The sequence below is a fragment of the Allokutzneria albata genome, from assembly GCF_900103775.1.
GTDB classification, from domain to species: domain Bacteria; phylum Actinomycetota; class Actinomycetes; order Mycobacteriales; family Pseudonocardiaceae; genus Allokutzneria; species Allokutzneria albata.
In genome coordinates, this window is sequence record NZ_LT629701.1 from 3152320 (window position 1) to 3166176 (window position 13857).

Consider the following 13857-nt stretch of genomic DNA (forward strand, 5'->3'; position numbering starts at 1 on the left):
GGCCGTGGATGTCGGCAATGACGTCCAACTTGCAGATTCGGACATCCTCGTGGGAGCCGCCGTGAGCCGCGTCGAACCGCTCGTCGTCATAGTCCTGTTCGACGGCGTCGACCTGCTCGACGTCACCGGGCCGCCGGAGGTGTTCTCCTTGTTGCGCAGGGAGTTGGGCGGGGCGCCGGGCTACCGCGTCGTGCTGGCCGCCGAGACCGTGGACCCGGTGACGACCTCCGCCGGGGTCCGAGTCCTGCCCGACGCCACCTTCGACGAGGTGGCCACGCGGAAGATCGACACGCTGCTCGTGCCCGGCTCGGTCGACGTCGACGAGAAGCGCCGCGTGCGCGCGGTCACCGATCCCGCCGTGGTCGACCGGGTGCGGGTGCTCGCGGGCCGGACGCGGCGGATCGCCTCCGTCTGCGTGGGCGCGCACGTCCTCGCGGCCGCCGGGCTGCTGGACGGCAGGCGGGCCACCACCCACTGGTCCACCGCGCGGCAGCTCGCCACCGAGCACCCGTCGATCGACGTCGACCCCGACCCGATCTTCATCCGCGAAGGCGACGTGTGGACCGGCGCGGGCATCAGCGCGTGCCTGGACCTGTCGCTCGCGCTCGTGGCCGAGGACTTCGGCGAGGCCGTCGCGCTCGGCGTGGCCCGGCAGCTGGTGATGTACCTGAAGCGGCCGAGCGGGCAGAGCCAGTTCAGCATCCCGCTCGAACCCGTCTCGACGACGCGGCGCGTGGAGGATCTCCGCCACCACATCACGCGCAACATCGCCGAACCGCTCACCGTCGCGGACCTCGCCATGCACGCGCACGTCAGCGAACGGCAGCTCACCCGGATCTTCAAGACCGAACTCGGCACGACGCCCGCCGCCTACCTCGAAGCGGCGCGCGTCGAGGCCGCGCGCAACCGGCTTGAGTCCACAGAGGACGCTCTCGAACGCGTCGCGTCAGCGTGTGGTTTCAACACGATCGACACGCTCATCCGCGCGTTCCGACGACAGCTCGGGATGACGCCGACGGAGTACCGCAAGCGGTTCCGGGCTTAGGGCTGGGTGGGCTCGGCCGGGCTTCCCGCCTGCGCCGGTACCAGCGTGGGTCGGCTGGTTCCAGCGTGGGGCCGGCTTGACCTGGGGCCCCTTGCGCGTGCCGAGGGCCTGCCGGGCGGGACACGGTCAGGAACCGGCCCTCGCCGACGAGCGTATGGCACGCGCACCCCAGGTAAAGCCGACCGTCCCAGCCTTACCTCGCGCCAGCTGGAACCGGCTTTCGTTTGCTGAAACCGTTGGGGTGTAAGGGAAAGTTCACTCCGTAGAGCCATGATCCACTATTTGCAGACGCTAAAATAGGAGTATGGCCCCTGCCGATATCGAAGACGAACTCGTCGCCGCCTACGCCGCCATCGGGCGTGCGGTGGCGGACTTCGCCTCAACCCTGATGAAGCTCTATGACGACCTCGACCCGCAAGTGCAGCAGTACGCCGGGGATGTCCTGATGCCGCTGCTGCATGTTTCCCAGGTCAAGGGCAACAAGCTCATCGACCGGGCGATGTCGCTGGTGGAGCACCCGGCGGTGTTGGAAGCGTTGGCGGACGGGCGGATCGATGAGGGCAAGGCGTTGATGATCATTGATCAGGTCAGTGTCCTCGACGCCGCCAACCAGGCCATCGCCGAGCCGGTGTTGATTGCGCATGCGGCGTCGCACAACTACACCGCCTCCCAGCGGTATGCCCGGCGCTACATCCTCAAGCTGGATGCCGAGGCGGTGTTGCGGCGTCATGAGGAGAAGCGCAAGCAGCGGTTGGTGGAGAAGTTCAACCTCGACGACGGCATGTGCTCGCTGCGCGTCGTCCTGCCCGCGCTCGACGCGGCCTTGGCTTTCGATCGGATCGACCGCATCGCGCGGGCGTTGCCGAAGGATGACCGCACGTTGGATCAGAAGCGGTCCGATGTCGCGGCGGATTTGTTGATGGGGAAGGAAACACCCGCCCCGCAGGGTGAGGTGTGTGTGAACCTGACGATGCCGATCACGAACATCCTGGGCTTGACCCGGGACCCGGTGATGCTCGCCGGGTACGGCCCTCTGCCCGCGCCGATCGTGGCGGATGTGGCGGCGAATGGGATCTGGAAGCGCATCCTGACTGACCCGGTGACGGGGATGGCTGAGCACATCACCACCTACCGACCTACCCCAGCCCAGCGAGAACTCATCAACGCGCGGTATCCGACCTGCACGATGGTCGGCTGCAACCAACCGGCGCACCGTTGCGACGTGGATCATTGTTGTCCCTTCGATGGCACCAACACCACGGTCGCGAATCTGCGCCCGAAGTGCAGGCACCATCACCGGATGAAGACCCACTCCAGTTGGCGGTGTGAGAACCGGCCGGACGGGACGCATGCGTGGACCACACCGAGTGGCAGGGTGATCGAGACCGAACTCGAACCCATCGCCGAACCCGCGCCGTTCTAGGGCGCGCATGACTCCCGACGGCAGGACACGACCTAGACGTCCTTGCCGTACCAGACTTCGGCGTACTCGCCGTCGTTGTAGGCCGGGATCTCGGCGTACCCGTGCTTGACGTAGAGGGCGCGCGCCTCGACCAAATCCAGCCGCGTGTCGAGGACGATCCGCTTCGCGCCCATGCCGCGCGCCACCTCGTCCACCGCGGCCAGCAGGCACGCTCCGCCGCCGGTACCGCGCCACGCCGGGCGGACGAACACACGCTTCAGCTCGACGACACCGGGGCCGTAAGCCCGCAGTCCGGCGCAGGCCGCGGGCTCGCCGCCGTACCTGCCCAGCAGGAGAAGGCCCTGGGGCGGGACGAGATCGTCACCGGAGGAATCGGCCAGCTCCGCCTCAAGCTCGGCGGGTGTCGAGCGCCGGTTGAAGTGCAGCAGGCGATAGCGGTCCGCGACGTCGACGTAGTACTCCCGCCACAGCGCAACGGCTTCCGGGCTGTCCACCGGGGCCGGGGCGACGGTCCACGCCCTCTTCTTCGACACGGTCGCTGTCATGCCCGAATGATCGCTGGACGCGCACGCCCGCGCACTCCGTTTTCTCGGTTGACGCGCCTGCAACAGTGGACCTTCGTGGCAGACGACGACAAGCGCACGCTCCTTCGCATGGCCGGGCTCGCGACGCCGATGGCTCTTCGGGTCGCGGTGACCTTGGGCCTGCCGGACCGGCTGATCGCCGACAGCGCCTCGGCCGACCAGCTCGCGGCCGAACTCGACCTCTCCCCCGTGGCGCTGGAGCTGTTGCTGGGCCATCTCACGACCCTCGGCATCATCGAGCGGACCCCCGCCGGGTACCGCACGACGGAGTTCGGCGCGAACCTCGGTGTGGACGCCGACAACGGCTTGGCCAACCTCCTGCACCTGGAGTCGGCGGGCGGGCGCGCCGAACTCGCGCTCGTCGAGCTCGCCCACAGCATCGCCACGGGTCGCGAGGCCTACTCACGCCGCTACGGCAAGGACTTCTGGGCCGACCTCGCCGAGCACCCGCACCTCCGCGAGACCTTCGACCGGCAGATGACGCAACGGTTCCGAGCGCAGATCCCGCAGATCGTCGCCGGCTTCGACTGGGCCAGGTTCACCGGCATCGTCGATGTCGGCGGCGGTCAGGGCAGCCTGCTCGCGGCGATCCTCACTGCGCACCCTCGGCTGCGCGGCCACCTCGTCGATCTCGAACCCACCGCCGCCGACGCCAGGCGCACCTTCAGCTCGCAGGGCCTCGACGACCGCACCGAGGTGACCGGGGGAAGCTTCTTCGACCCGCTCCCGGCGGGTGCGGAGGCCTACCTGCTGGCCGACATCCTGCACGACTGGGACGACGAGCACGCCCACCGCATCCTGGACCGCTGCGTCGAGGCCGCTCGTCCCGCCGGACGCGTCCTCGTGATCGAACCCGTCGGCGGGCTGCGCGCCAGCACCGAGATGGACCTCGTGATGCTCGCGCTCTACGGCGGCCGTGAGCGCCGGGTCGACGAGTTCCGCGCGCTCGGCGCCGCGCACGGCCTGGTCCTCGACACCGTGACCACGCTGACCGATCAACGCTGCCTTCTGGAGTTCCGGTTCGGCTGAGGTGGTTCAGAACCGCTCGTTGGTGTCCGGTGCGATGAAGAAGCCGCGTCCGGAGGCGTTCCTGCACCGGATGCCTCTTTCCTCGGCGGCACAGGTGAAACCGAGCGCGGTGAACGACTGCCCCGGCCGGAGGACGTCGCGGTCGTCGGGCGCGCGGTCGACGGGTGAGTACACGAGACCGCCCGCGCAGACGAAGTCGACCTTCCCGGTCGCCTCGACGAACATCCCGTGCCCCCAGCTGGGCCCGCCCCGCTGCTTGCAGGAGTCCGGGGGCGGCGGCACGGGCTTGGTCCTGCCCTGGCAGAGAGCCTGCTTGGCGACGACGGCGCAGCTGTAGCCGGCGTCGGCCGAGGTGAAGAAGTAGAAGGTTCCACCGCCCGGCAGTGCGTGCCGGAAACGGTCCGCAGACACCCCCGTGCTGGGGGCGGGCTTCGGTGTGCCGCGCTCGGAGCCCGGTTCGACGGTGGTGACAAGGCCCCAGTGGTCGGATTCCGCGCTCGCGAACTTCGCGGTCTCCACTGTGCGGAGTCCGCGGGCGAGGATGTAGTCGATCCGGGCGGACACCAGCTTCTGGACGTCGTGCTTCGGAGCGCGGTTGCTCGTCGCGCCCAGGTCCTTCGCCACGTCGGTGTACCCGTAGGTGTTCATGAACGCGCTCAGCGCGGCGAACGTCCCGGGGTAGGCGTGCGGCCCGGGGTAGAGCTCGCTGAGATCGATCGTCTCGTTGAAGTCACCGGTGATGATCGCCGGGTTGGTGCGGGACTCGGTGAGCCGCTGGATGGTCTCGACGTCCCGGGCGCGCTCCTCGTCGCTGTTGTCCTTCGCCCGCGCGAGGTGGAGGTTGTAGACGTCGATCACCCCGTGCTCGGTGACGATTTCCGCGCCCTGGAAGGAGCGGCCCCGGTTCGGCTTCCGCGAGGACGGCAGCATGATCCCCTGGTCCGGCTCGCCAGCGGGCCGGTCGCCGTCCACCGTGATCGGTTTCTGCGAGCGGACTCCGGCGCCGATGCGGATCAGCTGGGCGTTGCCCGCCGACGCGTTCTTCCAGACCGGCGCCTCGCCCGGCTCCTTGCCCGCGTAGTAGTCCGCGAAGTCCGAGTGCGCCCAGTTCAGCTGCCACACGGCGCCCGTCCGCCCGGCAAGGAGCTCGCGCAGGTCCCGCGCCGCGTACACCGCCATCTCCTGCAGGTTCACGACGTCCGCGGGGTGCTTGAGGATGTCGTCGGCCAGCAGCGCGAGGTCCTCGGGCGTGGCGTCGGTGCCCTGGTCCTCGCCGGGCCCCATCACGAAGCCCATGGCGGCGTTCAGGTTCACCACGGTGACCGACGTGTCCGGCGGCGGTGGCGGATCTTCGCGACACCCCGTGGCAGCGGCGAGCACGCACACCATCACGGCACCGAACGCCGTTCGCTTGACCGACTTCACGACCTCGACCCCCGAAAGCTCAACGATCCGTGCTCATCCTGCCCGAAGGACCACCGCCAACGACCTCCTGATGCCGTCCAGCGTTCGTGGCAGCCGATCCCGGAAGACCGGGTTGACCTGTGCGGTGCCGACGAACCACAGCCCGAACGCGACCTCGCGGACGGCGATGAACAAGTCCAGGTCACCGAGGTCGTCCTCCGGCAGCGGCCGGTGCGCGGTGTAGCCGCCGATCAACGCGGTCCGCATCGCCGCGTAGTCGTCGCGATGGCGCAGCTCCCACAGCGCCACGGCCACGTCGTAGAGGCGGTAGCCGATCCCGCAGTCGTCGAAGTCGATCAGCTTGACCACATCGCCCGCGAACAGCGCGTTGTCCAGGTGCAGATCGGCGTGGATGAGGCCGACCGCCCCGGGCCGCTCGTCGAGCCGTGCCATGGTGTGACGCGCTGCGGCGGCGATCTGGTCGAAGGCTCGCCGCAGATCGTCCGGCAGCAGGTCCCAGACCTGGGCGGCGTTGATCCCGCCGTACTGCATTGTGTCGCCGAAGAAGGTCTCCCAGTCCCACCGGATCCGGACGAAGCCCCCAGGGAGCGGCCAGGTGTCGGCGTGGTTGTGCACCCGGGCCAGGGCACCGCCCAGCCGGCGCAGGTACACCGGCCGCGGTGAGCTGCTGTACCTGCGGCCCTCCATCCAGCGCAGAACCGAACAGGTGAGCGGCACATCGGGAGCCGAGGTCGTGGTGATCAGCTCACCGTCGCGCGTGGGCACAGGCTGCGGCACAACGAGGTCTGTCTGCTCCCGCAACGCCGTCAGCCAGCGCAGCTCGGAGGAGATGGCGGCCGTCGAGTCGATGAACCGGCCGTGGCGCATCGGTCGGTGCACGCGGAGCAGGAACCGTTCGGCCTCACCACTGTCCGTCCGGGCACGAACCTGGAACGTCGTGTTCTCCCCGAGTGCGACAAACCGCAACGTCGGATCGGCCAACGGGTACGCGCTCAATGCGCGCAGCGCGACCCGCCGCGCACGGTTCACCTGTTCTCGATGGGAAAGCACGGCGCACTGTCCCACGGTGACGTGGCAGCGCCAACGCGATTCGCCCGGGTGGGCCGGGGCCGGATTCGAACCGACGTCTTCCGTACTGGCAGCACGGTGCGACTACCTCTGCGCTACCCGACCCGCCTGCGGACCCCATCTTCTCCACCGTCATTGGTGGGGGATGGGCACGCCCGCGGAACGGAGCTTTGCCTCGACGAGCGCGTTCAGCCGGACCCAGGCCGCAGGCATCTGACCTTCGCTGTGGTGGTTGACCAGTCCGTAGCGGACGGCGGCCGCGGGCGGGGGCCGGAAGCCTTCCGGCAGCGCCAGCGCCTCCGGGTCGGCCAGCAGGGTCTCGGTGAGCGCGGAGGCCAGCTCGTCGATCCGCGGGTCGTCAGGCTCCCAGGACCGCGCGTCCCAGGCGCGCTTGGTCAGCTCGACGAACCCGGGGTTGTCGAGCCGGTGCCCGAGCTGGGTCAGGAACACCTCGAAGATCTCCGGCGTCAGCGCCCTCACCAACACCAGGGCATCCCGTTGCACGTCAACGTAACCGGGGCTGAAGCCGAGCTCGGTGAGCCGGTCCAGGATCGCCAGGGCGGCGGCGGGCAGCAGGAGCCGGTTGCCGTCGGTGAGCCTGCGCAACGTGTCCCGCCGCGCGACCAGGTCGGCGATCCGCTCGGTGAGCCGTTGTTCGACGTCGGCGAGGGCGGCGGCGAACTCCTCGGCGTCGGCGTCGAGCATGGGCCCGGCCTCGGCCAGCGGCACGCCCGCCGCGGCCAGGGTCCGGACCTGCACCAGCCGCAACAGGTCGGCCGAGCTGTACCTCCGGTAGCCGGAGCTGTCGCGCGGTGGTTCGGCGAGCAGCCCGTGCTGGTGGTAGTGCCGCACGGTCTTCACCGTGACCCCGGCGAACGCCGCTGCCTGGCCGATGGTGACGCCGCCGGTCCTCGTCCCGGTCATGTGCTAGCCGTCCTCCTGATCAGGGCCGCGGAACACCGCTGTGACAAGCCCCTGCTGCACCTTCGGGAACTCCTTGACCAGGTCGATCTCGGTGTCCCCGCCGGTCACCGAGGCGGTCAGGGTCGTGCTGCCGTCGAGCGTGCTGTACATCAACGCCCCGTAGCCGATCGTGCTGCCGTTGTGGCGGAGGAGGACGACGTCGCAGCCCGCGTCCTCCACGAACAGTCCGAGACCGTAGCCGACCTTCGGATGCGGCTTGCGCATCTCGGCCAGCAGTGGCGCGGGGAGGAGCTTTCCGCTCTGCAGTGCGGAGAAGAAGGTCTGCAGGTCCTCGGTCGTCGAGATCATGTCGCCGCCCGCGAACAGCAACGAGGGATTCTGACGGGTGACGTCGAGGGTCTTCCACTCGCCGGAGTCCTGGTAGTGGTAGTAGCCGTGGGCGTGCGGTCCGGCGATCACCGGCGAAGAACCAGGAACAACGGTCCCCCGCAATTCCAGCGGCCCCATGATCCGCCGCTGCATCTCCTCGGCGTAGGGGCGACCGGAGACGTTCTCGATCAGCAGCGCGGCCAACACGTAGTTGGTGTTGGAATAGCTCCAGTCCTCCCCGGGCGCGAACAGCACGGGCTTGGACAACGACAGCCGCACCAATTCCTCCGGCCGGTATGTGCGGAACCGGTTGTCCACCCATTCCGGCCCCGTCGAGGGGAACCCCGGCACGGCCTTCCCATCGGGGTAGAAATCTCCCGTGTGGTTGAACAATCCACTGGTGTGCTGCAACAGCATGCGCACGGTGATCCGCCGGTCCAAGCCGAACTCCGGCAGGTGGTCGGCCGCCGGGGCGTCCAGCCCGACCTTGCCCTCAGCCACCAGTTGCAGCACGGCGGTCGCGACGAAGGTCTTGGTGTTGCTGCCGATCCGGAAGAGCCCGTCGGTCGGTGGCTTCGCGGCTTCGCCCAGCTTGCGCACACCGGCGCTGCCGACCCACTCGCCCCGCTTGTCGCGCACGCGCAACTGCATCCCGGAGAAACCGATGTCGATGAACGCCTGCATGGCTGCGTGCAGCTCGGTGCGCTCCTGCTCGGCAGCCGCCGGCGTGGACGTGATGGTGTTGGTCATGCGGCGAGGCTCCAGCCTGACCCTGGGGCGGGGTCAACCCTCCCCAGAGCCGAGCTCACGCGAACGGCTGCCGGGAAACAGGGCTAATCCACTCGCGGCAGTTGAACGACTGGCCCTGGTCCACCCGGCTGGTGACACTCGGGCATGGCGGTGACCGTGGACCGGCATGCGCGCACCACGTTGGGCACCGCCGGGCGCGCAGCTCGTGATCCGGGTGCCGAGACACGCACTGTCCATCTGGGACACTCCCGGCTGACCGCGCGCAGCCCGGAGGTCAACACCGCCACAACCACCCGCGAAGTTGAGGGATCGCCACTGGCGGCGAACGCGCCTGAGCTCCCGGCGACACGCCGCGGTCGTGATCGGCATCTGTCTGGACCGTCCGCAGTGGACGCCCTGAGTGCGTTCGGAGTACCCGCGGTATCACCCTGTTTCCGCGTAGCTCAACGGGCTCGGAACGGTCAGGATTCGGGGTCTTCCGCCGATCGACAGACGGGTGCTGACCATGAGGGCCGAGAGGTATGTGTCGACGTACTTCGAGGCGATCGGCGCAGCCGACACGGGCTCGGCGCAGCGCCAGGTGTCCGACCTGCTCGAGGCCGGGCTCCAGCTCGACTGGATCGTGACCAACGTGATCCTGCCCGCCCAGCAGCTGGTCGGCGAAGCCTGGGAGAACGACACGTGGAACGTCGCCAGGGAGCACGCGGCGACCGGCATCAGCGAGCAGATCATCGCGGTTCTCGGCGCCACCCAGCAGGAACTCCCCTGCGCCAAGCACCTGGTGGCGGCGTGCGTCGAGCACGAGCAGCACTCGCTGCCGCTGCGGGCGACCGCCACCCTGCTCAGGGGCGCGGGCCATCGGCTGACCTTCCTCGGGGCGTCCGTCCCCGTCGCCGATCTGCGCCGCTACGTGACGCAGGTGCGGCCGGACGCCGTGCTGCTGTCCTGCATGCTCGCCGCGCGCGTCCCCGACGCCGAACGGGCGATCCGGGCGCTGCGCGGGCTGACGACCAGGATCATCGTCGGCGGGCCCGGATTCGGTCCCGAGGGCGTGTGGGCGTCGAGGTTCCGCGGCGAGGTGACAGCGGCACGGGATGCCACGGAGGTCACCCGGCTCCTGGAGCTGCCACCGCCCGCCCAGCCGTTCGACCCCCTCGGGCAGCCGCGGCCGGTGTGCGAGCTCGACGCGGAGCGGATCCGCGCCCGGCGGGACGACCTGCTGGAGCACGGCATGGCCGTGCTGGGACCGCTCTCCCGGGCCGACGACCTGTTCGCGCTGTTCCTCTCCGACTCGTTGGGCCACCTGGTCGACACCCTGGTGGCCGCCGTGCACCTCGACAATCCCGCGGCGTTCGTGGAGTACCTCCGCTGGCTTCGCCGGGTGGCCTCGCGGCGCGGCATCCCGTCCGCGCAGCTCGACCAGGTCCTCCGCAGCTGGAGCGGACAGCTCAAGGGAATGCCCAAGGCGCGTCGCGTGATCGGCGCCGCGTTGAAGGACGCGGCGCCGGCGGACACGTGAGGAGTGCCCACGCCCCCGGACTCGAACGACGACGCGATGGAGGACGACGGTTCCCACGGCAACGCGCTCCGAGGTCATCATGCTTGTCGAGAAGCTCGTCGCACGCCTGGTCGCGAAGGACACCGAGGCGCTCGCGCGCCTGTTCGACGACGAGGTAGTGTGGTGGAGCCCGCTGATCCCCGGCGCACCGTGGCCGACACACGTGCGCTCGGCGCGCGAGGTGGAGTCCTACTTCCTGGCCTACCTCTCGGTGTTCGAGCTCACCAGGATGACGGTGCGGCACCTGCTCGTCGACCGGGGCCACGCGGTACTCGTCGGGCGGGCCCAGGGGCGGGTGGCCGCATCCGGGCGCGAGTTCTCCAACCACTTCGCGATGATGTTGTCGGTGCGGTCCGGTCGAATCGTTGAACTGCGGATGTTCGAGGACTCCCTGGCGATCGCCGGTGCGCTGACTCCGTCGCCGGGCGGATGACGCCGCATGCGCGGACGCTCCCCTGGGCATCCCTGTCGGCACAACCACCGCGAACCCGATACCAGGTGCAGTGATCACCGATGTCATTCATCCCGAACGGGCACAGCGACAGCACTCGTGAGCGGCTGCTCCTCGCCGCCGCGGTCATCTTCGACAGCCAGGGCTTCGGCCAGGCCCGGCTGGACGACATCTGCCAGGCCATCGGCGTCACGAAAGGAGCCCTGTACTGCCACTTCCCCTCGAAGGACGCGCTCGCGCTCGCTCTGCTGGAGAGACGGATGGCGGCGTGGCACCGGCAGAGCGGGGGGCTGCGCACGCACCGGCCGGACGACGTGCACCGGTTGCAGAACCTGATCGACCTCTCCTACGCCGCGCTGCTGGACCTGCGCCACGACCCCGTCGCCAGGGCCGCGCACCGGGTGCTGTTCCAGGACCGGGTCTTCGACCTCGTCGGCGGGATGCACATGATCAGCTGCGTCACGCTGGTCCACGACCTGCTCGACGAGGCCAACCAGCGCGGGGAGCTGCGGCGGGAGGTCGACCTCCGCGAGGCCGCCGAAGGGATCATGGCCGCCGCCCTCGGGGTGCAGACGATGTCCAGGGCGACGAGCGACTACGAGGACCTGCCGGAACGGTTGGAGGCCATGTGGCGGGTGTGGATCCCCCACCTGGCCGTGCCCTCCTGCCGGGCCGCGCTCCGGCTGGCGCCGCAGCGGGGGACGTCGGTCCCGGCGGTCGCGCTGTCCGCCGGGGGCGACGCCGGCTGAGCCGGTGCGCATTCCGCCGGTATCACCCGCGTGCGCCCCGACTTCCCCTTCCACCGCTGTGACGATGGGCAGGAGGGTCACAGGAGGAGAGGGAAACCAGCGATGGAGCAGTGGATGCTCGACAGAAGAGCGGGACTCGGGGACACGGTGCTCGAAGGGGCTCGAACGATCGAGTCGCTGTGCGCACTCGCCGCGCGGTGCGAGGACCTGCCGGGGGTGCACGCCGCCGCGGTCCTGCTCCCCAGCTCCGGCGGGCAGTTGAGCGCCGTCGGCAGTTCCGCGGCAGAGGCCGGTACGGGGGAGCTGTTCGCCCTGATGGCGGAGGAGGGTCCGGGGGTGGACTGCCTTCGGCGGGGCCAGCCGGTGGACTGCGAGGACCTCAGCACGGCGGAGGGGCAGTGGCCGCGCTTCGCACCCGCGGCCCTCGCCCGCGGTTTCGCGGCGGCGCACGCGATGCCCATGTGGCCGTGGGGGCAGCAGATCGGCATCGTGAACCTGTTGCGCGGGTCGACGGGGCCGCTGCCCGCTGACGTCGAACGGGCGGCCAGGGGGTTCTGCCAGGTGACCGCGTTCACCATCCGCGACGCGCGGCGGTCGTACCGCCTGAACCGGTCCGGTGCCGAGCCGGCGAGGGCGATCGGCTCCCCCGTTCTCGTCGGCCAGGCCGCGGGTGTGCTCGCCGAGCGCCACCAGATCAGCATGAGTGAGGCCCTGAACCGGTTGCTGGCCTACGCGGGCAGGTACGACCAGCCGATCTCGGAGGCGGCCGCGCTCGCCGTGTCCGGTTCCCCCGACTTCCGTTGACGGAGGGCAGGTCACAGCGCGTTAGCATGACCCGATGCCGGGTGTGAGATGGGGCGGGTGAACGCCGCGGATGGTTGATCGGCTGCGGCGTCCCCGAGAAGTCGCGCTGTGGGTGGCGTTGGCGGTCGCTCTCGTCCTGGAGGTGACGACCGTCGACCACGCGGTCGTCCGTTGGCTGGAGTTGGCCTGCGGCGGCCTGTTGCTGGGCGCGGCGGTGGTCTTCTCCGACCGGTTCCCGGTGGGGGCGTTGTGCCTGTTCGTCGGCGCCGCGGAGGTTCCGGCGCTGATCCTGGCGCCGACGGTGACGAACCTGGGTTGGGCGTGGCCCTTCCTGGCGGCCTCGGTGTTCGGCTTCCGCGTCGGGCGGCGCGTGGAGGACATGCGCCCTGCGCAGTTCTTCCTGGCCGCGGTGGTGCTGGCGGGGCTGCCCGTCAGCGTGCTCGTGGACGGTTCGGCGCGAGGTGGCTTCGGCCTGCTCTTCGGTCTCTACGACTGGTTCGTGCTGGTGCTGATCCTGCTGATCGTGGTCCTGCTGCCGTGGCTGGCCGGCCGGTACCGGCGGCAGCGGGCCGAGCTCGCCGCCGCCGGCTGGGAACGCGCCGCGCTGCTGGAACGCCAGCAGCGGCTGGAGGTCGACCAGGCGCGGTCGCGGGAGCGGGCGAGGATCGCGCGGGACATGCACGACTCGCTCGGCCACGAGTGGGGCCTCATCGCGCTGCGTGCTGCCGCGCTCGAAGTGACCGCGGACCTGTCGGAGCGGCAGCGTGCCGCGGTGGGTGAACTGCGCGCCGGTGTGGCGGAGGCGACCGAGCGGTTGCGGGAGATCATCGGGATGCTGCGCCCGGACGACGAGCCCGAGCCGGATGAACGGGTCGACATCGCCGGGCTCGTCGAGCGCGCCGCCGACGCGGGCATGGATGTCGTGTGCGAGCTGCCGGAGCCGCCGGTGGGATCGTTGCCCACTGCCGTGGACCGGGCGGCGCACCGTGTGGTTCAGGAGGGCCTGACCAACGCGGCGAAGCACGCGCCCGGCGCGACGGTCACCGTTCGCGTCGAACGCGGGCCGGACAGCACGGTGGTCACGGTCGCGAGCGGCCGGGCGACCAAGCAGCCGGGCGGTGTCGCGGGCCGCTACGGGCTGGTGGGGCTGGCCGAGCGCGTTCGACTGCTGGGCGGCACGCTGGAGGCGGGCCCGCGCGACGGCGGGTTCGCCCTGGTCGCGACACTTCCGTACGACGCACCCCCAGCAGATCCACCCGCGGGCCTGAACGCGAGCGGTGACAGCAAGTCGGCTCGCGAGCGTGCCCGCGGCCAGGCACGGCGCCGCCTCACCAGTGCGATCCGGGTACCAGCGTTGACGGGCACCGTGGTCGCTGTGCTCGCGATGGCGCTCTATGCCCTCGTCGGTGCGAACAACACCCTCGACCCGGCGGTGTTCGAGCGGATTCCGCTCGGCGCGACCCGCGCGGAGGTCGAGGCACGCGTGCCCCCGTTCCAGATCCTGGGCGATCCGGAACGTATGCTCCCCGCGCCGCCGGCGGGCGCGGCGTGCCGGCACTACTGGGCGAGCGAGCAGAGGGACGACCAGCTGTTGTTCCGGCTGTGCTTCGCCGCCGACCGGTTGGTGGTCAAGGAGGTCGTCCCGCGCGGCGCGATCTCGACCGGCTCGGAGTGAGGG

General features: G+C 70.1%; 13 protein-coding genes and 1 tRNA gene. 8 read left to right on the forward strand and 6 right to left on the reverse strand.

Annotation, left to right across the window (positions count from 1 at the left end; translation table 11 throughout):
* The first annotated feature begins 61 nt into the window (after nucleotides 1-61).
* Together BLT28_RS14210 and BLT28_RS14215 are read left to right on the forward strand one after the other, a co-directional pair.
* Nucleotides 62-1045 carry a GlxA family transcriptional regulator gene (locus BLT28_RS14210; RefSeq protein WP_030431182.1) on the forward strand — a complete coding sequence of 328 codons (984 nt, stop codon included), beginning with the start codon at nucleotides 62-64 and terminating at the stop codon, nucleotides 1043-1045.
* Nucleotides 1046-1349: 304 nt separating this feature from the next.
* Entirely contained in the window at nucleotides 1350-2468 is a 1119-nt protein-coding gene (locus BLT28_RS14215; protein ID WP_083383741.1) for an HNH endonuclease signature motif containing protein, read from the forward strand.
* Nucleotides 2469-2500: 32 nt separating this feature from the next.
* Here BLT28_RS14215 and BLT28_RS14220 read toward each other — a convergent pair whose 3' ends face one another.
* Nucleotides 2501-3013 (reverse strand): GNAT family N-acetyltransferase, encoded by a 513-nt coding sequence (locus BLT28_RS14220; protein WP_030429624.1) that lies wholly within the window; start codon nucleotides 3011-3013, stop codon nucleotides 2501-2503.
* 108 nt (nucleotides 3014-3121) lie between these two features.
* On the opposite strand from BLT28_RS14220, the gene BLT28_RS14225 reads away from it, so the two are divergent.
* Complete coding sequence (locus BLT28_RS14225; RefSeq protein ID WP_052407329.1) at nucleotides 3122-4081, forward strand: methyltransferase; 960 nt, start codon at nucleotides 3122-3124, stop codon at nucleotides 4079-4081.
* A gap of 6 nt (nucleotides 4082-4087) precedes the next feature.
* Here the strand turns inward: BLT28_RS14225 and BLT28_RS14230 are convergent, their stop codons facing one another.
* The 5 genes from BLT28_RS14230 to BLT28_RS14250 form a co-directional block, all read right to left on the reverse strand.
* On the reverse strand, nucleotides 4088-5506 hold the full coding sequence (locus tag BLT28_RS14230; RefSeq protein WP_052407319.1) for an endonuclease/exonuclease/phosphatase family protein: 1419 nt from the start codon (nucleotides 5504-5506) through the stop codon (nucleotides 4088-4090).
* Nucleotides 5507-5539: 33 nt separating this feature from the next.
* On the reverse strand, nucleotides 5540-6535 hold the full coding sequence (locus tag BLT28_RS14235; RefSeq protein WP_197684030.1) for a phosphotransferase enzyme family protein: 996 nt from the start codon (nucleotides 6533-6535) through the stop codon (nucleotides 5540-5542).
* Nucleotides 6536-6605: 70 nt separating this feature from the next.
* Nucleotides 6606-6680: transfer RNA gene (locus tag BLT28_RS14240), tRNA-Gly, on the reverse strand.
* Nucleotides 6681-6706: 26 nt separating this feature from the next.
* Nucleotides 6707-7498, reverse strand: coding sequence for a MerR family transcriptional regulator (locus tag BLT28_RS14245; protein WP_030429620.1), 792 nt, complete (start codon nucleotides 7496-7498; stop codon nucleotides 6707-6709).
* Between the two features lie 3 nt (nucleotides 7499-7501).
* Nucleotides 7502-8617, reverse strand: a complete 1116-nt coding sequence (locus tag BLT28_RS14250) for a serine hydrolase domain-containing protein (RefSeq protein ID WP_030429619.1) — start codon at nucleotides 8615-8617, stop codon at nucleotides 7502-7504.
* A 505-nt stretch (nucleotides 8618-9122) separates the two neighbouring features.
* On the opposite strand from BLT28_RS14250, the gene BLT28_RS14255 reads away from it, so the two are divergent.
* The 5 genes from BLT28_RS14255 to BLT28_RS14275 all read left to right on the forward strand — a co-directional run bounded on the left by BLT28_RS14255 (nucleotide 9123) and on the right by BLT28_RS14275 (nucleotide 13854).
* On the forward strand, nucleotides 9123-10136 hold the full coding sequence (locus BLT28_RS14255) for a cobalamin B12-binding domain-containing protein (protein ID WP_156050928.1): 1014 nt from the start codon (nucleotides 9123-9125) through the stop codon (nucleotides 10134-10136).
* Nucleotides 10137-10215: 79 nt separating this feature from the next.
* A complete protein-coding gene (locus BLT28_RS14260; RefSeq protein ID WP_043811458.1) occupies nucleotides 10216-10608 on the forward strand; it encodes a nuclear transport factor 2 family protein in 393 nt (130 codons plus the stop codon).
* Between the two features lie 80 nt (nucleotides 10609-10688).
* The gene (locus BLT28_RS14265) at nucleotides 10689-11375 is read left to right on the forward strand and encodes a ScbR family autoregulator-binding transcription factor (protein WP_030429616.1); all 687 of its coding nucleotides are present in this window, start codon (nucleotides 10689-10691) and stop codon (nucleotides 11373-11375) included.
* Nucleotides 11376-11489: 114 nt separating this feature from the next.
* Complete coding sequence (locus tag BLT28_RS14270; RefSeq protein ID WP_156050926.1) at nucleotides 11490-12179, forward strand: GAF domain-containing protein; 690 nt, start codon at nucleotides 11490-11492, stop codon at nucleotides 12177-12179.
* Nucleotides 12180-12249: 70 nt separating this feature from the next.
* A complete protein-coding gene (locus tag BLT28_RS14275; RefSeq protein WP_043811456.1) occupies nucleotides 12250-13854 on the forward strand; it encodes a sensor histidine kinase in 1605 nt (534 codons plus the stop codon).
* Nucleotides 13855-13857: the final 3 nt, after the last annotated feature.